Annotated in this window: 20 protein-coding genes; 3 read left to right on the forward strand and 17 right to left on the reverse strand. The window is 62.9% G+C overall.

Annotation, left to right across the window (positions count from 1 at the left end; translation table 11 throughout):
* Positions 1 to 103 precede the first annotated feature (103 nt).
* The 4 genes from nusB to KUV26_RS07150 all read right to left on the reverse strand — a co-directional run bounded on the left by nusB (position 104) and on the right by KUV26_RS07150 (position 3,069).
* Positions 104 to 586 carry a transcription antitermination factor NusB gene (gene nusB, locus KUV26_RS07135; RefSeq protein ID WP_222503888.1) on the reverse strand — a complete coding sequence of 161 codons (483 nt, stop codon included), beginning with the start codon at positions 584 to 586 and terminating at the stop codon, positions 104 to 106.
* The gene (locus KUV26_RS07140; RefSeq protein ID WP_222503889.1) at positions 583 to 1,134 is read right to left on the reverse strand and encodes a 6,7-dimethyl-8-ribityllumazine synthase; all 552 of its coding nucleotides are present in this window, start codon (positions 1,132 to 1,134) and stop codon (positions 583 to 585) included. Before KUV26_RS07140 ends, nusB begins: the two co-directional genes overlap by 4 nt.
* Before the next feature lies 1 nt (position 1,135).
* Complete coding sequence (gene ribB / locus KUV26_RS07145; RefSeq protein ID WP_222503890.1) at positions 1,136 to 2,263, reverse strand: 3,4-dihydroxy-2-butanone-4-phosphate synthase; 1,128 nt, start codon at positions 2,261 to 2,263, stop codon at positions 1,136 to 1,138.
* 218 nt (positions 2,264 to 2,481) lie between these two features.
* On the reverse strand, positions 2,482 to 3,069 hold the full coding sequence (locus tag KUV26_RS07150) for a riboflavin synthase (protein WP_222507840.1): 588 nt from the start codon (positions 3,067 to 3,069) through the stop codon (positions 2,482 to 2,484).
* 163 nt (positions 3,070 to 3,232) lie between these two features.
* Here KUV26_RS07150 and KUV26_RS07155 point away from each other — a divergent pair, with 163 nt between their 5' ends.
* The 3 genes from KUV26_RS07155 (at position 3,233) to KUV26_RS07165 (ending at position 7,773) form a co-directional block, all read left to right on the forward strand.
* Positions 3,233 to 4,525, forward strand: coding sequence for a capsule biosynthesis protein (locus KUV26_RS07155; protein ID WP_222507841.1), 1,293 nt, complete (start codon positions 3,233 to 3,235; stop codon positions 4,523 to 4,525).
* Positions 4,526 to 4,620: 95 nt separating this feature from the next.
* Positions 4,621 to 5,754, forward strand: a complete 1,134-nt coding sequence (locus KUV26_RS07160) for a polysaccharide biosynthesis/export family protein (protein WP_222503893.1) — start codon at positions 4,621 to 4,623, stop codon at positions 5,752 to 5,754.
* Between the two features lie 6 nt (positions 5,755 to 5,760).
* On the forward strand, positions 5,761 to 7,773 hold the full coding sequence (locus KUV26_RS07165; protein ID WP_222507842.1) for a capsular polysaccharide biosynthesis protein: 2,013 nt from the start codon (positions 5,761 to 5,763) through the stop codon (positions 7,771 to 7,773).
* 33 nt (positions 7,774 to 7,806) lie between these two features.
* Here KUV26_RS07165 and ribD read toward each other — a convergent pair whose 3' ends face one another.
* The 13 genes from ribD to KUV26_RS07230 form a co-directional block, all read right to left on the reverse strand.
* Positions 7,807 to 8,904, reverse strand: a complete 1,098-nt coding sequence (gene ribD / locus KUV26_RS07170; RefSeq protein ID WP_222507843.1) for a bifunctional diaminohydroxyphosphoribosylaminopyrimidine deaminase/5-amino-6-(5-phosphoribosylamino)uracil reductase RibD — start codon at positions 8,902 to 8,904, stop codon at positions 7,807 to 7,809.
* Positions 8,904 to 9,371 (reverse strand): transcriptional regulator NrdR, encoded by a 468-nt coding sequence (gene nrdR / locus KUV26_RS07175; protein ID WP_222503896.1) that lies wholly within the window; start codon positions 9,369 to 9,371, stop codon positions 8,904 to 8,906. Before nrdR ends, ribD begins: the two co-directional genes overlap by 1 nt.
* 122 nt (positions 9,372 to 9,493) lie before the next feature.
* The gene (locus KUV26_RS07180; protein ID WP_222507844.1) at positions 9,494 to 9,910 is read right to left on the reverse strand and encodes a secondary thiamine-phosphate synthase enzyme YjbQ; all 417 of its coding nucleotides are present in this window, start codon (positions 9,908 to 9,910) and stop codon (positions 9,494 to 9,496) included.
* A gap of 59 nt (positions 9,911 to 9,969) precedes the next feature.
* Positions 9,970 to 10,395, reverse strand: a complete 426-nt coding sequence (locus tag KUV26_RS07185) for a hypothetical protein (RefSeq protein ID WP_222503898.1) — start codon at positions 10,393 to 10,395, stop codon at positions 9,970 to 9,972.
* 49 nt (positions 10,396 to 10,444) lie between these two features.
* On the reverse strand, positions 10,445 to 10,855 hold the full coding sequence (locus KUV26_RS07190; RefSeq protein WP_261399765.1) for a hypothetical protein: 411 nt from the start codon (positions 10,853 to 10,855) through the stop codon (positions 10,445 to 10,447).
* A gap of 320 nt (positions 10,856 to 11,175) precedes the next feature.
* Complete coding sequence (locus KUV26_RS07195; RefSeq protein WP_222503899.1) at positions 11,176 to 11,577, reverse strand: hypothetical protein; 402 nt, start codon at positions 11,575 to 11,577, stop codon at positions 11,176 to 11,178.
* Positions 11,578 to 11,683: 106 nt separating this feature from the next.
* Positions 11,684 to 11,980, reverse strand: a complete 297-nt coding sequence (locus KUV26_RS07200; RefSeq protein WP_222507845.1) for a hypothetical protein — start codon at positions 11,978 to 11,980, stop codon at positions 11,684 to 11,686.
* Between the two features lie 80 nt (positions 11,981 to 12,060).
* On the reverse strand, positions 12,061 to 12,606 hold the full coding sequence (locus KUV26_RS07205) for a DUF4166 domain-containing protein (RefSeq protein WP_222507846.1): 546 nt from the start codon (positions 12,604 to 12,606) through the stop codon (positions 12,061 to 12,063).
* Positions 12,603 to 13,022: a thiol-disulfide oxidoreductase DCC family protein gene (locus KUV26_RS07210; RefSeq protein ID WP_222507847.1), complete on the reverse strand. Its 420-nt coding sequence runs from the start codon at positions 13,020 to 13,022 to the stop codon at positions 12,603 to 12,605. The genes KUV26_RS07205 and KUV26_RS07210 overlap by 4 nt, the downstream gene beginning before the upstream one ends.
* Positions 13,023 to 13,080: 58 nt before the next feature.
* Positions 13,081 to 13,548: a hypothetical protein gene (locus tag KUV26_RS07215; RefSeq protein ID WP_222507848.1), complete on the reverse strand. Its 468-nt coding sequence runs from the start codon at positions 13,546 to 13,548 to the stop codon at positions 13,081 to 13,083.
* A 48-nt stretch (positions 13,549 to 13,596) separates the two neighbouring features.
* The gene (gene rpoD, locus KUV26_RS07220) at positions 13,597 to 15,582 is read right to left on the reverse strand and encodes an RNA polymerase sigma factor RpoD (protein ID WP_222503904.1); all 1,986 of its coding nucleotides are present in this window, start codon (positions 15,580 to 15,582) and stop codon (positions 13,597 to 13,599) included.
* Positions 15,583 to 15,714: 132 nt separating this feature from the next.
* Positions 15,715 to 17,712, reverse strand: coding sequence for a DNA primase (gene dnaG / locus KUV26_RS07225; RefSeq protein WP_222507849.1), 1,998 nt, complete (start codon positions 17,710 to 17,712; stop codon positions 15,715 to 15,717).
* Position 17,713: 1 nt separating this feature from the next.
* A complete protein-coding gene (locus KUV26_RS07230; RefSeq protein WP_222503906.1) occupies positions 17,714 to 18,052 on the reverse strand; it encodes a hypothetical protein in 339 nt (112 codons plus the stop codon).
* Between the last annotated feature and the right edge of the window lie 7 nt (positions 18,053 to 18,059).

Here is an 18,059-nt window from a genome sequence, read left to right on the forward strand (position 1 = left end):
ATGAGCGGAATTTGCCACACCCTTCGCCCGCCTTGACAGCGGCACAAAAAAGCGCGCCCGGAGGCGCGCCTTTTTTCAGCTCAATTCAGCGGCAGATGGCGGTTCAGAATGCTTCCGGCCGGGCCTCGCGCGCAATGTGGTCGAGCACGGCGTTGACAAACTTCGGCTCCTTGCCTTCGGGGAAGAAGGCGCGGGCGATGTCGACAAACTCGTTGATCACCACCTTCGGCGGGGTATCGGACTGGGTCAGCTCAGCGCCGGCGGCGCGGAACAGCGCCCGCAGGGTCGGGTCGATGCGGGCAATCGGCCATTTCGCCACCAGGGCACGGTCGGTCATCTGGTCGATCCGCGCCTGGTGGTTCACGGCCTCACGCACCAGCTTGCGGAAAACGGCAGTATCGCCTTCCGCCATCTCGTCACCCTCGTAGACAGCGCCGAAACGGTGATCTTCGAACTCGACGATCACCTTGTCGAAGGTGAGGCCGCTGTGTTCCATCTGGAACAGCGCCTGCACGGCATAAAGCCGCGCTGCCGATCTCATCTGATTCTTACCGTTGCCCTTGGGGCGGCTGTCCTGGGTGCTCATGCGCTGGTGGATCCGTTGTCTGTACCGGCGACTTGGTACGCCCCGCTAGGCGCCTTGAAGCCGATGCCTTTAGTCTGATCGCCCCACTTACGCGTGAGTGCGATCAGATGCAAGGCCGCAGCGGCCGCGCCGCCGCCTTTGTTCTGATCGGCAGTATCGGCGCGCACCTCGGCCTGCTTGCGGTTCTCCACGGTCAGGATGCCATTGCCGATGCACAGGCCCTGCAGCCCCATCAGCTGGATCGCGCGGGAACTGTCGTTGCAGACCGTCTCGTAATGAGTGGTCTCTCCGCGGATCACGCAGCCCAGCGCCACGTAGCCGTCGAAGTTCGAGGTCCGGTCAGCAATTGCAATTGCGGTCGGCACTTCCAGCGCGCCCGGCACTTCCACGATTTCGAAGGTTCCGCCTGCGGCTTCGATCTCGGCCGCGGCACCCGCCACCAAGTTGTCGGCAATATCCTTGTAGTATGGCGCGACGACAATCAGCAGCTTTACCGGCTTGTCGAACTCAGCGCGCGGCAAGGTGTAGTGGGTTTCGTGTCCAGCCATATCAGTCGTCCTTCAGAATGGGGCGGCTGCCGGTGATTGACAGCCCGTAGGCATCAAGCCCGACGTATTTGGTCGAGGGCGAGTCGGTCAGCAGCACCAGTTCATGCAAGCCCAGGCTCGACAAAATCTGAGCACCGATGCCGGTCTGCTTGATGGTCACCGTGCGCGGGCCTTCGTCCTCGTTGGCATAAAGCGCATTGCGCGGCTGACGGAACAGGGTCACCACACCGCGCCCCTCTTCAGCAATGATCTCCATCGCGCGCGGCAGCTGGCGGGCGGACCTGGGGCCGAGGCCCAGCAGGTCGGTCGCCTCATGCAGCGCGTGGGTGCGCACCAGAACCGGCTCCGGAGTGGTGATGTCGCCTTTGATCATCACCACATGCTCGATACCGTGGGTCTGATCGGTGAACAGCCGCATTTCCCACTCGCCGCCGAATTCCGAAGTCACGGTTTCGCGCGAGGTTTCCACCACCAGGTTGTCGTTGCGCGCCCGGTAGGTGATCAGGTCGGAAATGGTGCCAATCTTCAGCCCGTGCTTCTGCGCATACTCCACCAGGTCAGGCAGACGCGCCATGGTGCCGTCTTCCTTCATGATCTCGCAAATCACCGAGGACGGGTAGTGGCCGGCCAGCCGGGCCACATCGCAGCCGGCCTCGGTATGGCCTGCGCGGACCAGTACCCCGCCCCTGCGCGCGCGCAGCGGAAAAACATGGCCGGGGGTGGCGATGTCGGCTGCGGTCTTCTCGGGGTCGATGGCAGTAGCCACGGTCAGCGCCCGGTCAGCGGCGGAAATGCCGGTGGAGACGCCCTCGCGTGCTTCGATGGAGACGGTAAAGGCAGTTTCATGGCGCGAGGAGTTGTGTAGCGCCATCATCGGAAGGCCCAGCTCCTCGATCCGCTCGGCTGGCATAGTCAGGCAGATCAGGCCGCGACCGTGGGTCGCCATGAAGTTGATCGCAGCCGCATCGGCGTGCTGGGCGGGAATCACCAGGTCGCCCTCGTTCTCGCGGTCCTCGTGGTCGACGAGGATGAACATGCGGCCCTGGCGGGCCTCTTCGATAATCTCTTCGATTGGGCTGATGGCATCGCGCAATTGCGCTTCAACCGGCCCCGGGGTTTCAAAGCTCATATGGCAGCCTTTCGATGCGCACGGGACGGCGCATGAAGGCGCCGCGGGTTCCTCACCAGCCAGATAGCCCAGGCCGGCGGCAAATGCCAGTCCTGCAAGCGGCAACTGGGGACCTGGACGCGCCCTGTGCACCTGCGCACAGGACACTGAGGGTCGCTGCCCCTCGGCCCACCGGCGTTCCCCAGAAGTTTTTGGAGAAAGATGAAGAGCTGGCCTGCTCAGCCTGCTTCGTGCAGCCGTGCGACGTAGCGGGCCAAGGTGTCGATTTCCAAGTTGATGCGGTCGCCCAGCTTCACGTCGCCCCAAGTGGTGACTTCCTTGGTGTGCGGGATGAAGTTGATGCCGAAGTCGCAGCCATCCACATCATTCACGGTCAGGGAGGTGCCGTTCAACGCGACCGAACCCTTGGGCGCAATAAAGCGGGCCAGCGCCTCCGGCGCGCGCAGTGTGACACGAGTACTGCCCCCCTCATCGTGCAACTCCACCACCTCCGCAACGCCATCCACATGGCCGGAGACGATATGGCCGCCAAGCTCATCTCCCACTTTCAGGGCGCGCTCCAGGTTTACGCGCTTACCCACGGACCAATCGCCCAGGTTGGTTTTCGACACCGTCTCTGCCGAGATCTGCACATCGTACCAGTCGTCGCCCAGCGCGACGACTGTCAAGCAGACGCCATCGGACGCGATTGAGGCCCCCATATCGATGGTTGCCGTGTCATAACCGGTCTTGATGCGGGCGCGCAGGTCGCCTTGCTGTTCCAGTTCGGCAATGGTGCCTACATCGGTGATGATGCCAGTAAACATGGGTGCGCTCCCCGCAGGTGATATGTCATTCCTGCCGCAGAGGTAGCCAAGCCGCGCAGCCTTCACAAGCCCCGGCTTGTCTTTGCGCTCATCGCGGCCATAGTTTCGCCCCAGTCAAATGCTAATCAAATGCTGAAAACGCTCCTGAAAAAACGTCTTCGAGATGGTGGACACCCCTTTGAAACACCGCAGCTTCCTGTTTCTGCAAGGCCCGCACGGGCCGTTTTTTGCGGCGCTTGGCCGAATGCTGCAGGCGGCCGGCTGCGAAGTGGCGCGGGTGGGTTTCAACGCCGGCGACCAGGCATTCTGGCGCGGCAAGGACAGCTACATTCCCTTTACCGGCTGTCAACGGGACTGGCCGGACGTGCTGTCCGGGCTGCTCGACAGCCGCGGCGTCACCGATATCGTGCTCTATGGCGATACCCGCCCCATACACGCAACCGCGGTTGCGGCGGCCCGGCAGCGCGGCATCACTGTGCATGTTTTCGAGGAAGGCTATCTGCGGCCTTATTGGGTGACTTACGAGCGCGGCGGCGCCAATGGCCATTCCCGGCTTATGGACATGACCGTGCCTGAGATGCAGCAGGCGCTGGCGCTTTCCGACATGGAGGCCCCGCTGCCGCCGGCACATTGGGGCGACATGCGCCAGCATGTGTTCTATGGCGCGCTCTACCATTGGTTCGTCATGTTCCGGAACCGCAAGTACCGCAATTTCCGCCCGCACCGGGCGCTGCCGGTGACCAAGGAATTCCAGCTATACCTCAAGCGCCTGCTTCTGATGCCGGCGCAGGCGATGGAGCGGCGGCTGGCGGAGCGGCGCATCCGCCATGGCGGTTTCCCCTATCATCTTGCACTACTGCAGCTGGAACATGACAGCTCCTTCCAGATGCACTCGCCCTTCTCAACCATGGGGGATTTTCTGGCGGAAGTGCTCACAGGCTTTGCCGAAGGAGCGCCTCGCCATCACCATCTGGTGATCAAGGCGCATCCTCTGGAGGACGGACGGGCACAGGTGCGCCGCACCCTGCACCGTCTGGCACAAGAGCACGGAATTGCGCACCGGGTGCATTATGTGCGCGGCGGCAAGCTGGCGCAGCTGCTGAACGAGGCGCGCAGCGCGGTAACCGTGAACTCCACTGCCGGCCAGCAGGTGCTGTGGCGCGGCATTCCGCTGCGGGTGTTCGGCCGCGCGGTCTATGGCAAGCCGGAATTTGTCTCCGAACAGCCGCTGGCCCGGTTCTTTGCAGCCCCCAGCCGCCCCGACAGCCGCGCCTACAAGGATTACCGCCGGTTTCTTCTCGAGACCTCGCAGGTGCCGGGCGGATATTACTCCCGGGAGGGACGGCGCCAGTTGCTGCGGCAGGTGGCCGACATGATGCTTGCGAACGAGGACCCCTACGATGCGCTGCGCCTGGGCACAGCGGCACCGAGGCAACAGTTGCGGCTGGTGACCTGACGCGAATTTGCCCAATGACTGGATTTTTTCCAGCCAGCCGGTTAGGTTGCCCCTAAAACTTGAGGCAAACAATAAATGGTCGAGGAGACCGAGCAGTGAAATCCGTCCCCCTTAGCTGGGCGCGCCCCGTGGCAATGCTGGCGGCATTGACCCTTGCTGCGTCCTGCGGCCTGCCGAAAGTCGGCCCCAACAAGCGCCAGATTTTTGCCGGCTCGGTGCAGCGCGAAGGCGATGCCTTCATCGTTTCGGTGAACGACCGTGTCGCCCGGGCCACCGCTGTAGTTCCGGCTCTTGGCTTCTCCTCAGGCTTTACCTCGGCTGGCAAGCTGACCTCCGACACCATCCGCCCCGGCGACGTGCTGGGGCTGACGGTCTGGGAGAACGTCGATGACGGACTGCTGGCAGCCGAGGCCACCAACGCGACCGTGCTGGAAGAAGTGCAGGTGGACAGCGCCGGCTATATCTTTGTGCCCTATGCCGGCCGCCTGCGAGCATCCGGCAACACACCGGACCAGCTGCGGGAGACCATTACAAGGAAACTGGAAGACCAGACTCCCGACCCTCAGGTGCAGGTGCGCCGCCTCGCGGGTGACGGTGCCACCGTCAGCTTGACCGGAGCGGTGGGCGGCCAGGGCGTCTACCCGATCGAGCGTCCGACCCGCACCCTTTCGGCAATGCTGGCCCAGGCCGGCGGCGTGACTATCCAGCCGGAAATTGCGCAGATCACGGTGATACGCGGCCAGGAAAAGGGCAAAATCTGGTTTCAGGACCTTTTCGACCACCCCGAACTGGACGTGGCGCTGCGCGGCGGTGACCGCATTCTGGTCGAGGAGGACACCCGATCCTTCACCGCATTGGGCGCCACTTCGGCCCAGGCCCGTGTTCCGTTTGAAAGCCAGGACCTGTCGGCGCTGGAGGCAATTGCCCAGGTCGGCGGCCTGATTTCCACCGCCGCCGACCCGACAGGCGTGTTTGTGCTGCGCAACGAGCCGGCCGAGATTGCCAACCAGGTGCTGGGCCGTGACGACCTGATCGGCGCCCAGCGGATGGTCTATGTGCTGAACCTGACCGAGCCGAACGGGTTGTTCATGGCACGCGACTTCGTGATCCGCGACGACGACACCCTTTATGTCACCGAGGCGCCTTACGCCCAATGGACCAAAACCATCTCGCTGCTGCTGGCGCCGGTGGGCTCGCTGGCGAGCACCTCCTCTGCGGTTAGCGGCTGAAACAGAATGCGCCTGACGACAGGCCGCCAGGAAGCCGGGAGCACTGCGTCCCGGCTTTTTGTTTACAACGGCGGGTTTATCACACAGCGCCGGGTGCGCCGGATCTTGGAGCTGTCCGGTTACAGCATACATCTTGGCCTGCCTCATCCGGATGATCTTGTGGGTATCTGGGGAGCCTCCCCCACGGCGCACCGCGGACTGGCAGTGGCGGAGAAGCGCGGCTGCGGGCTGCTGCGGGTAGAGGACGCCTTCCTGCGATCGCTCCACCCCGGCCGGTCCGGCGAGCCGCCGGCGGGCTTGATGCTGGACCGCGCAGGGGTGCATTTCGATGCCGCCGCACCTTCGGAGCTTGAGCAACTGCTGACCAGGCATCCACTGGACGACTCCAATCTGATGCGCCGTGCGCGTGATGCCATTGCCCGTCTCAAAAGCGCCCATCTCAGCAAGTACAACGCTTTTACCCCAACAGATCCGGTGCCGGAGCCCGGCTATGTACTGGTGGCGGATCAGGCACGCAACGACGCCTCTGTCACCGCTTCCCGTGCAGACCGGGCGCGTTTCCTCGAGATGCTGGCCTTCGCGCAGGAAGAAAACCCCGGCGCGCGGGTGCTGATCAAAGCCCACCCTGAAACCCTGCACAGCTACCGGACTGGATACTACGGCGCCAGCGACGCACAAGGACGGGTCGAATTGTTCACCGGCAGAGCATCCCCCTGGGCGCTTCTGGACGGAGCGATCGGGGTCTATACAGTCTCCTCACAGCTGGGCTTCGAAGCAATTCTGGCAGGCCACAGGCCACGGGTCTTCGGGCAGCCGTTTTACGCGGGCTGGGGGCTGACCAATGATGACGCGCCGCCCGCCCGCAGGGAGCGCCAACTGACGCGCGCTCAGATGTTTGCGGCTGCGATGATCCTTTACCCCAAATGGTACGACCCGTTCCGGGACGAGCTGTGCGGTCTGGAAACCGTGCTGGACAACCTGGAGGCCAGAGCCCGGGCCTGGCGGGAAGACCATTGCGGCTGGACTGCTTCTGGCATGCGGCTGTGGAAGCGGAAACCGCTGCAGGCGTTCTTTGGCGCGGAAAAGCGCGTGCTGTTCACCGAGGATCCCGGCAAGGTGCAGACTGGCTGCCGCAACCATATGATCTGGGCCGGCAAGGCCACGGACGCCCTGGCCGGGACAGTGCGGGTGGAGGACGGCTTTCTGCGCTCCCGCGGGCTGGGGGCTGAGCTGGTGCCGCCGCTGTCGCTGGTGACGGACCGCAGGGGTATCTACTACGATCCACGCCGCCCCTCGGAACTCGACGCTCTGATTTCCCGGCGCGCGGAATTGTCCCAGGCTGAGGAACTGCGGGCGGAGCGCCTGGTGACGTCGCTGATCCGGGACGGCGTTTCAAAGTACAATCTCGGCGGTGACGCCCCCGCCCTGCCCGGAAGCCGCCGGATCCTGGTGCCGGGTCAGGTGGAGGACGACGCTTCGATCCTCTGCGGCGCCAGAGACGTCCGGACCAATCTTGACCTGTTGCGCGCTGTTCGGGCGGCGAACCCGGAAGCGGTGATCGTCTACAAGCCGCATCCGGACGTTGAGGCGGGCCTGCGCAAGGGGCAGATTTCAGCAGAGGAATTGGCCGACGTTGTTGCCGCACATGCGGATCCGGCGGCGCTGCTGGGCAAGGTGCAGGAAGTCTGGACGATGACCTCTTTGATGGGCTTTGAAGCACTGCTGCGCGGTGTCAAGGTCACGACGCTCGGCACCCCGTTTTATGCGGGATGGGGGCTGACGAATGATCTCGCTCCGGTGCCGCCATGGAGGCAGGCGCGGGTTCCGCTCTTGGGCCTCGCCCATGCCGCCCTGATTGATTATCCGCGTTATTTCGATCCGGTGACCGGCCAGCCATGCCCCGCAGAAGTAGCGGTGATGCGCCTGCGCGAAGGCAGCCTGCCGCACCCTGGCCTAGGCAACCGGCTTCTCTCAAAGCTGCAGGGTTTGTTTGCCACTTACGCCCGCCACTGGCGCTGAAGCGCGCCAGATTGAAGTGTGTTAAAAAAGGAGTCAGCGCAACGCGCGGGTCCAGCGGTGCAGTACGTCCGGACCAATGGCGCGGGTCTCAACCAGTTCAAAACGCGGCGCTTCCTCGAGGTTGCCGATGCCCAGCGCGCCAATCGAAGGCAGCCCTTCAGCGCCTATGCCAAGCCCTGCCGTAAATCCAATCAGTTCATCCACCAGATCAAATGCCAGCAGGGACGCCGCCAAAGCGCTGCCGCCTTCGCAAAACACCCGCGTGAGTCCGGCTGACCCAAGCTGCTGCAGCACATCGCCGGCATCCAGCTGCACCCCATGCGATGCACAGGGGATCAGCTTTGCCCCCAGCCCTTCCCAGGCGCGGATGCGCTCCTGATCCGCACCGTGCCCGTGGCACAGCCAGACCGGCACATCCTTAGCGGTGCGTGCAAGCTGCCCCATCAGCGGCAAGTCCAGGTGGCGCGAAATCACCACCCGCACAGGCTGATGCGCCACCCCCAGATCCCGCACCGTCAGCGAGGGGTCATCCGACCGCGCAGTGCCGCCGCCGACCATAACTGCATCGTGTCGCGCGCGCATCGCATGCACCGCGCGGCGCGCTTCCGGACCGGTGATCCATTTGCTTTGCCCCGATCCGGTGGCGATGCGGCCGTCAAAACTGCCGGCCAGTTTCAGCGTCACAAGCGGACGGCCCTGTTCGGTTTTTAGAAAGAACCCCGCGTGGTCGCGTGCGGCCTGCGCACCCCAGATGCCGGTCTCGACCTCGATGCCCGCATCCCGCAACATCTGGAAACCATGGCCAGAAACACGGGGATCGCTGTCCTCGATCGCGGCCACAACCCGCGCCACGCCAGCATCGATCAGCGCTTGGGAGCAAGGAGGCGTTTTGCCCTGATGCGCACAAGGTTCCAGCGTCACATAGGCGGTCGCGCCACGGGCGGCCTCATCGGCCTGCGCCAGCGCCTCGGTTTCTGCATGCGGCCGGCCACCCGGTTTGGTCCAGCCGCGGCCGACAACACGGCTGCCCTGCACTATGACGCAGCCCACGGCCGGATTAGGCCAGCAATTGCCCTGCCCGCGCCGTCCCAGGGACAGCGCCAGCGCCATGTAACGGTGATCGGCGTCCATTATTCTTCCGGCGCCACCGGTGGGCGCAGCTCGTGCACGAAATCCTCGAAGTCATCCGCTGCCTGGAAGTTCTTGTACACACTGGCAAAACGCACATACGCCACAGTGTCGATCCGGGCCAGAGCCTCCATCACGATCTCGCCGATCTTCTTGGAGGCAATATCGGTCTCCCCCATGCTTTCCAGCCGCCGCACGATGCCGGAGATCATCTGGTCGATACGCTCAGGCTCAATCGGGCGCTTCTGCATCGAGATGCGGATTGAGCGCTCCAGCTTGTCGCGGTCGAAATCCTCGCGCTTGCCATTGGTCTTGATCACCACGAGGTCGCGCAGCTGCACCCGTTCGTAAGTGGTGAAGCGGCCGCCGCAGGCCGGGCAGAACCGGCGCCGCCGGATCGAAACATGATCCTCGGCAGGGCGTGAATCCTTGACCTGAGTGTCGATATTTCCGCAAAATGGGCAGCGCATCCGCCTGCTCCCTCAATCCTGTCAGCCTGTTTCTTGTGCCGGAGTTTCACCGGTTATCCACAACTATAGGCTACCCTCCAGAATTTGGGTAGAGGGGATTTCCTGCCGCTAGATAAAGAGGTTCACATCATGTGCCCCGCTACCCGGCGGCGGTGCGGCGCGTCACGGTGTTCGAACAGATAAATGCCCTGCCAAGTGCCCAGCACCAGCGCACCGCTGCGGACCGGCAGCGACAGGCTCACCGGCATCATTGCAGCCTTAATGTGGCCGGGCATGTCGTCGGGTCCTTCATAGGTATGGCGCAGATAGGCCATCGACGGATCGGAGGATGGCGGGACAAGGCGGGAAAAGTATGCCCGCAAATCCCTTTGCACGTCAGGGTCAGCGTTTTCCTGAACCAGCAGGGAGCAGGACGTATGGCAGACGAACAGGGTCAGCAATCCGTTTCCAAGGCCGCTGGCGCCCACCCAAGCCTGCACTTCATGGGTGAACTCGTAAAGCCCCTGCCCCCGCGTCTGAATAGTGAAGTCATGCTGCATAGGGCCTTTGTGGCGCAAGCGAAGCGGTCCGGCAAGCCGGTGCCCGCAGCCGCCGCACGCTATGGCAGCCAGAGGTCCCGCCCGGGCAGCCGGTCGTAGCAATAGCTCTGCGCTGACGTCACCCGCAGACTGTCGCCCGCCTCGCGCACGTTCAGGGACAGGCTGCCGGAGCGGTCAGGAACCCCTGGCGGCAGACCAAAGGCGAATTGAACAGCCTTGCGGCCGGGCCGGTTCACCGAAGGCCCTTCGCCGCGCCAGACATAGATCCGCTGGTTTGCCGGCGCCCGCAATTGGCGGATGGCGAAATCAGCAATGCTGCACCAGTAATCCTGTGCGCCGGAGCGGCTACGGGCCACCACCTCCCAAACGCCTTCGGATACCGGCAGCACTTCATTCCGGTTAATCGCGCGCCACGCGGATGCGGGCACTGGAACAGCCAGAACCAATGCCAGCAGCCCCGACAGCCACAGTTTCTTGCGGGTCATCTCAACCTCCTTTTACGCTGCTGCAGAAAGGCCGCGGATCCGATTGAATTCACGGCCGCCCAAACGGCACAAAGCAGTAATCAAAAGCTCTCTGGACACTCATTGTATCACCAGCCTGCAAGCTGTTAACAGAGCCGTATCCACCTGCCGGAGGCGCCGCGGCCTGGTTTGCGTCGAGCGTGAACTGGACCGCCGACCGGCGCATTGTGGTTTCGCTTGGACCCAGCCCGCGCGAGATATGCAACCTGGCATTCCACGGCACCCCGATAACGCGGTGGGCATAGTCAGCGGCACCGCACCAGAACAGGTAGCCGTTTCCGGTTCCGGGTATCACTTCGAAAATGCTGTCCGACACCGGATTAACGCGAATATTGTGGCGGCTAGCATTGGCATCTGAACTGCCAGGCTGTGTCAATGTAAGGACCGCGGCGGCAAATGCTGCGGTGGCTACGGGCTTCATGGCTCCCCCCCTTTCTTCAGACAGGACGCAGAACGCTGCACCCTGCTCATAGGGTAGGGAAAAACGAAACACAGGCCATTCACACTGCCGTGCGGCCTAAACACGCCCATTGGCCTGCCCCCGAACTGCGCAACATGCGCGCTGCTCGCGCAAGAAAAACGATGCAGCGGGCACCCTTAAGGCATATCGGCGATCTTCATTATGGCAGCCACGGCGGAAGCGCCGCGTTGAAGGGAACCGTCTTGTCACTTCAGCATTGGCAGCGAGCACAGTCTGCCCCGGACAGCCGTGAGCATTTCCAGGCTCTATTTCATCGGCAATTACAGCGTTGACGCCTGCACACAGTAGCCGTAACCCTGCTGCACCGACAGGCTGTCACCCGGGCGGAAGCCAAGCGACAGCCAGCCCGTCTTGGGCGGCACGCCCGCCCGCTCCGGATACAAGGTGAACTGAACCGAGGACCGGAGGCCTGTGGTGACGCTGACATCTCGGCCGCGCACAACATAAAACCGGTCGGTCCAGTTCGCGCCGAGCACCCGGCGGGCGTATTCTGCAGCCGCGCACCAATAGTCCCAAGTGCCGCCGGAGCGGCCCGGCACCACCTCGTAAATGATGTCATCTACCGGCAGAACCCGCACGCCGCGATTGGCAAGGAAAGTATCGGCCGCTGCGGGTGCAGCTGTTACGCAGGCCAGCGCAGCGGCAACTACAAAGTTTTTCATCGTGAAACATCCCTTAGTCCGCCTCAACATAGGGACTGTCCGCGACGCCTCCAAGAGGCGATTGCGGGCTTGGCGCCCGCCGCTCGCAGATGTGCGGCGGCCAGGTTCAGGCGCGGACAGGAAAGGGAATGATTTCAGCACCCTCCTGCTGATGGCCCAGCACCTCCTCCAGGATGGTCAGCACAGCTGCGTCGGGGGCCGTTCCGGTTTCAGGATGGAACCGCGCCCGCGCCTGGCTGCGCAGCATGTCCTTGGTGCGGGAGCTGCTCATTCCCCTCAGCTCCCTGCCCTGCCTGGCCATTGCCTCGACCATGAACTGGTTGGCACGCACCAGATCATTCAGCGACTTGAGCTTGACCTGCAGCGCATCCTGCGCCCCGTTCAGTTCACAATGTGCGGACATCTTCCCCTCGGAAGGTAAATGCGGATGCCGCAAAAATAAGGACCGGCAAACCGGCGGGCAACGTCAGGGTTAGCAAATGGTTAACGCCGGACATCCAGCTCCGGCAGAACGAGGTGGCCGCTGTAGCGCACCAGCAGGCCGATCCGCGGCAGGCTGGCGGAGATGTCGAACCCCAGATGCCCCTCCGGCGTTTCATACTCCATCGACGCGCTTTGCGGGCACAGGGCACGGGGCAGCGGCAGGCCGAACAGCCGTGCCTTCTCGACCGTCACCACCAGCGCGCCCTGCTGAACCGAGGCCGCCAGCTCCAGTTCCACCGGCCCGAAGCGTTCCACCGCCCGCCCTTTTCGCGGATCAAACCGCAGGCGCGAGCGGGTCTGGTACTTGCCGAAGCTGCGCTGCCAGAGATGGCCCTTCCCGTGCTGCGCAACGTCCAGCCGGAACCGGGACTGCGGCATCGGCGGCGGAAACCCCGCCAGCCCGGCCAGAAGCCGCGCCCAGCGGTTGCCGCCCTTGACCGAAACCACGCCCTGGCTGCGCTCCGGCGGCTGCGCATGGAACCGCAACAGGGCTGGCGGCACCTCAAGCTTCTGCGCCGCGATGATCTCGCCAAAGGCGTCCCTCATGCACCAAAGCCCCCTGCGGCAAAGCGGGCGCGGATTTCCGGGCCGGGGACCATGCAGCGGTCATACCGGCCGAACAGCCGGTAGCGGTTGCGGGCGATGCTGGAATAGAGCGGATCCTTCAGCCATCCCGGCAGAAACCGGCAGACCGACAGCATTGGCCACGGCCAGGGCAGCGCCCGCATCGCCGCGGCAAAAGCATCGAGCCGCTGGTGGGAGCAGCCGTCGACGATCACCAGGTTGGTCTCGAACTCCTCCGCAGGCAGCCCGTGTTCGCGGTAAAGCTGCTGCCCCAGCGGCGATTGCGCGGTGGCAAAGGCAAACTGCTCCGCCCGGTCATGGCGCAGCATGAAGCGGAAGAAGCCAGAGCACAGCACGCATTCGCCGTCGAAGACGATGAGGTCACTGAATTCCGACATTAGCTATGCGCCTGTCTGTTCAAGTCGATGCCTCGACTGCTGTAAATCTGACCGCTGACTAACGCGTCATGTTTGCAAACGGCAACTTTCCATACTCACCCAAAAAGGCCGAAATCAGGCATTTTTCAGCCAGACGCGGTTCTTCAGAAGTGCGTTTCCATTGAACCGTCAGATCCATTGCGCCAGCCAGTTGCCAGATCAGCCGCCCGCCATAATGTCCAACCGGTCGTCCCGCCCCGAACTTGGCATACAACAAAATACGGTCCTTCAATGTGGTTCTCAGACCGGTGCCACCTGCCTTGCCGAAGTACAGGATGTCAGCACCCTCGACCCATTTCTCTTGCAGCCTGCGGATCGGCACCGTCGGGTCTCTGCCCTTGAATCGGCCTCCGGTGCTGCAGGGTAAGAACGAAACCTTGAAGCAACGCGGTATCTCAACCGCATAGACCCCTTGTTCCAAGGGTAATTCCACCGCTCCTGACAACAGGCCCGCAAAGGAAGTTTTCCCCTCCCATCCATCAAGCATGATGCACTGCCTCTAACAAGAAAAGGCGCCCCGCAGGGCGCCCTTTTATTACTGATCCAGGAAGCTGCGCAGCTTGCGCGAGCGGCTGGGGTGCTTGAGTTTCCTGAGCGCCTTTGCCTCGATCTGGCGGATACGTTCGCGGGTCACGCTGAACTGCTGGCCGACTTCTTCCAGCGTGTGGTCGGTGTTCATGCCGATGCCGAACCGCATCCGCAGAACCCTTTCCTCACGCGGGGTGAGCGAGGCCAGAACCCGCGTGGTGGTTTCCTTGAGGTTTTCCTGAATGGCGCTGTCGAGCGGCAGCACGGCATTCTTGTCCTCGATGAAATCGCCCAGCTGCGAATCTTCTTCGTCCCCGATCGGGGTTTCGAGCGAGATCGGCTCCTTGGCGATCTTCATTACTTTGCGGACCTTCTCCAGCGGCATCTGCAGCTTGTCGGCCAGTTCCTCCGGGGTCGGCTCGCGGCCGATCTCGTGCAGCATCTGGCGGCCGGTGCGGACCAGCTTGTTGATTGTCTCGATCATGTGAACCGGAATACGGATGGTCCGGGCCTGGTCCGCGATCGAGCGGGTGATGGCCTGACGGATCCACCAGGTCGCATAGGTCGAGAACTTGTAGCCGCGGCGGTATTCGAACTTGTCCACCGCCTTCATCAGGCCGATGTTGCCTTCCTGGATCAGGTCCAGGAACTGCAGGCCGCGGTTGGTGTATTTCTTGGCGATTGAAATCACCAGGCGCAGGTTGGCCTCGACCATTTCCTTCTTAGCCTGACGCGCCTCTTTTTCGCCCTTCTGGACCTGCTGCACGATGCGCCGGAATTCGGAGATGTCCAGACCGACGTACTGGCCGACCTGGGCCATGTCGGCGCGCAGCTCCTCGACCTTGTCGGTGGAGCGTTCGATAAACATCTGCCAGCCGCGGCCCGGCTTTTCGCCCATGTCGGCCAGCCAGTTGGGGTCCAGCTCGCGGCCGCGGTAGGCGTCCACGAATTCACGGCGGTTAATGCGGGCCTGGTCGGCCAGCTTCACCATCGAACTGTCGATCTGCATGACCCGGCGGTTGATGCCGTAGAGCTGGTCGATCAGCGCTTCGATACGGTTGTTGTGCAAGTGCAGGCCGTTCACAAGCTCAACGATTTCAGAGCGCAGCGACTGGTAACGCGCTTCGTCCTCTGCGCTGAAGGAGCCGTCTTCGTTTAGGGTTGCAGAGATCCGGCTGTCCTGCATTTCGCTCAGTTCTGCAAAGTCGGTGGAGATCCGCTCCAGCGTATCCAGAACCCGGTCTTTCAGCGCGGCTTCCATCGCAGCCAGCGACATGTTGGCCTGATCGTCCTCGTCTTCGTCGTCATCGCTGGCAATCGGGTTGCCGTCCGCGTCCAGTTCCGGACCTTCGTCCTTGGCGGGCTTGGCGGCTGCCACCGCGGAGGTGTCGACAACCGGCTCTTCTTCTTCGCCATCCTCGTCCAGCTGATTGCCGAAGGTCGCCTCGAGGTCGATGACGTCACGCAGGAGGATGTCCTCGGACAGGAGTTCGTCGTGCCAGATGGTGATCGCCTGAAAGGTCAGCGGGCTTTCACACAAACCGGCGATCATGGTATTGCGGCCTGCTTCGATGCGTTTCGCAATGGCGATCTCGCCTTCGCGGCTGAGCAGTTCAACCGAACCCATTTCGCGCAGATACATGCGGACCGGGTCATCGGTACGGTCCAGCTTCTCAGTCTGAGCGCCGGCCAGCGCAACCTCGCGCGGGCCCTCGGTGGTCACCAGTTCGGTGGCCCCCTTGTTTTCCTCTTCCTCGGCCTCTTCGTCCTCGATGATGTTGATGCCCATCTCGCTGAGCATCGACATCACGTCTTCAATCTGTTCCGAGCTGACCTGATCCGGCGGCAGAACCTGATTGAGCTGATCGTAGGTGATGTAGCCTTTCTCCCGGGCCTCCGCGATCATCTTCTTGACCTGAGCCTGGCTCATGTCGAGGGAGATTTCGGCGTCCTGATCGTCAGGTTTGCGGTCGTCGGTGTCTTTGGCGGCCATTAAATGCTCCTACTCAGGGGCTGCGGGGCGGTTCGAATCACGCGAATCATTAGCGCGATCATCTGATTCGTCACCCCGTTTACCCAATTTTCCTGTGCTCTTCCTTAGCAAAACGCAGAATCACCCCGCGTGTTACTTCTCGGAAAAGCCGATCCGGTCCAAAAGGGCGCCGAAGGCATCACGCTCATCCCGGTTGAGCCGTGCGCCGTTCTTACCCACATCATACGTTGCCTTGTCCTCGTTTTCGCTGCGCAAGGCTTTGTTCTTGGCCTCTGCTGCCTGCCGCAACCGCCAGGTCAGCGCCTCATCCGCCAGGCCATGCAAATCCTCTTCGGCTTCTGCCAGTTCCGCATCCAGCCCGCGCCGCGCTTCGAGTTTTGCGAGCTCTTCGGCCAGGGTCATGCTGGCCAGTTCGGTATCGCCAGGTTTCCGCAGGCAGGGGATAATTGCAACGTGGCGAAGGCCAAAGAGGTTTTCAAGGGCATGCGGCCCCAAAGCCCAATCGATTTCCTCGCGCAGCCGTTCCGGCGCGTCGATACCGTGGCGCAGCACCATATCGCGCAGCGCCGCGAGGTCGGGATCGGCGCATTGCAGCCGTTCCAGGCTGGTTTCGAATTCCGGGATCACTTCCGGCGTGGTGATGGCCGTGGCCAGGATCACCGCCTCGCGCATTGCGGCAAAGGATTCATCATCGGCGCCTGCCACCAGAGAGGCCCGGGTGGTTGCGCGCGGCTGCGGCAGCGGGCCAAAGCTCTTACCCGGCTTCCAAGGCGCGCGGGCGCCATCGCGGAAGCCGCCGCCCTTGCTGCCGCGCTGCTGGAACCCGCCCTTGCCGCCGCCCCGGCTGCCGCGGAACAGCTGCCAGCGCATTTCCTTGACGTCTTCGCCATAGTGCTTGCGGATTGACGGGTCGCGGATCAGCTTGATCTTTTCCCGCAGCGCCTTATCCAGAGCCGCCTTGCGTTCGGGGCTGTCGAAAACCTTGCCCTCGGTCTCCCGCTGCCACAGCAGCTTGACCATCGGCATCGCCTGATCCAGCACCGCCCGCACCGCTTCCGGGCCTTCGCTTCGTATCATGTCGTCGGGATCCTTGCCCTCTGGCATGATGGCAAAGCGCAGGGATTTGCCCGCCTCCAGCAAGGGCAGCGCCAAGTCGATCAGCCGCATGGCCGCACGGATGCCCGCAGTGTCGCCGTCCAATGCGATGATCGGTTCATCCGACATCCGCCACAGCATCTGCAGTTGGTTTTCGGTGATTGCGGTGCCTAGCGGCGCGACCGAGGACTGAAAACCGCCCTCCGACAGCGCAATCACATCCATATAGCCTTCGGCAACCACCAGCGTGGAGCCGCGCCCTGAGGCCGCCCGCGCAGGACCGTGATTGAAAAGGCTGCGGCCCTTGTCGAACAACTCGGTCTCGGGCGAGTTCAGGTATTTGGCGTTATCATTCGGGTCCATTGCCCGGCCGCCAAAGGCAATCGCCCGGCCACGCGCGTCGCGGATCGGGAACATGATCCGGTTACGGAAGGTGTCATACGGCTTGCCGCCCTTGCTCGAAGGCTTAGCAAGGCCTGCGCCGATAATCAGATCCTCGGACACGTTCTTGCCGCGTAATGCATCCCACAGGTTCTGCCAGCCATCCGGGGCAAAGCCGATCTCCCAGCGGTCCAGCGCCTGCGCCGTCATGCCCCGCCGCTGCAGATAGGCGCGGGCGTCCCGAGCGGCGCTGGTCTTGAGCTGCAGGCGGAAGAACTGCACTGCCTGCTCCATCACATCTGCCAGCAGCGTCCGGCGGTCCTGCTTTTCCTGCGCGCGCGGGTCGCGCTTGGGCATTTCCATGCCCGCTTCGCCCGCCAGGATCTCAACCGCCTCCATAAAACCGACGTTCTCAGTCTCCTGGACAAATTTCAGCGCGTCGCCCTTGGCGTGGCAGCCGAAGCAGTAATAGAACCCCTTGCGGTCCTCGACATGGAAGGACGCGGTCTTTTCATGGTGAAACGGACAAGGTCCCCAATAATCGCCCTTGCCCGGCTGAGACTTGCGCTGGTCCCACATGACCTTGCGCCCGACAACATCAGAAATGCTGATGCGGGTGCGCAGTTCATCCAGAAAGCCGGGCGGCAGGGACATATCAATTCGACTTCAGCTGTTTCTGCATCGCCTGGATTTGATCCCAGTTCTGCAAGCACTGCTGTTCGAACAGCGCGCCGAGGTCTGCCTCCTTCAGGTCGCGCCGCTTCATGGCGTAGACGTGCTGCGTCAGCTGCGGGATCGCGTTGGAATAGGCCGCAGGCCAGTCCGGGTTGCTGTCCAGAATCACCTGCTGCACCTCTTCCTGCTTCACCCGGTCCAGCCGCGCCTGCTGCACCGCGGCCATGACCTGCCCCTGGTGTTTGCAGCTTTCTTCTTTGCTTTCAGAAGCATAGGCCGGAGCCGCCAGCAAGGCGGCTGCGAGGGCGATGCGGATCATAGACGCG

This window comes from Leisingera daeponensis (genome assembly GCF_019801465.1).
In the GTDB taxonomy this organism is placed as follows: domain Bacteria; phylum Pseudomonadota; class Alphaproteobacteria; order Rhodobacterales; family Rhodobacteraceae; genus Leisingera; species Leisingera daeponensis_A.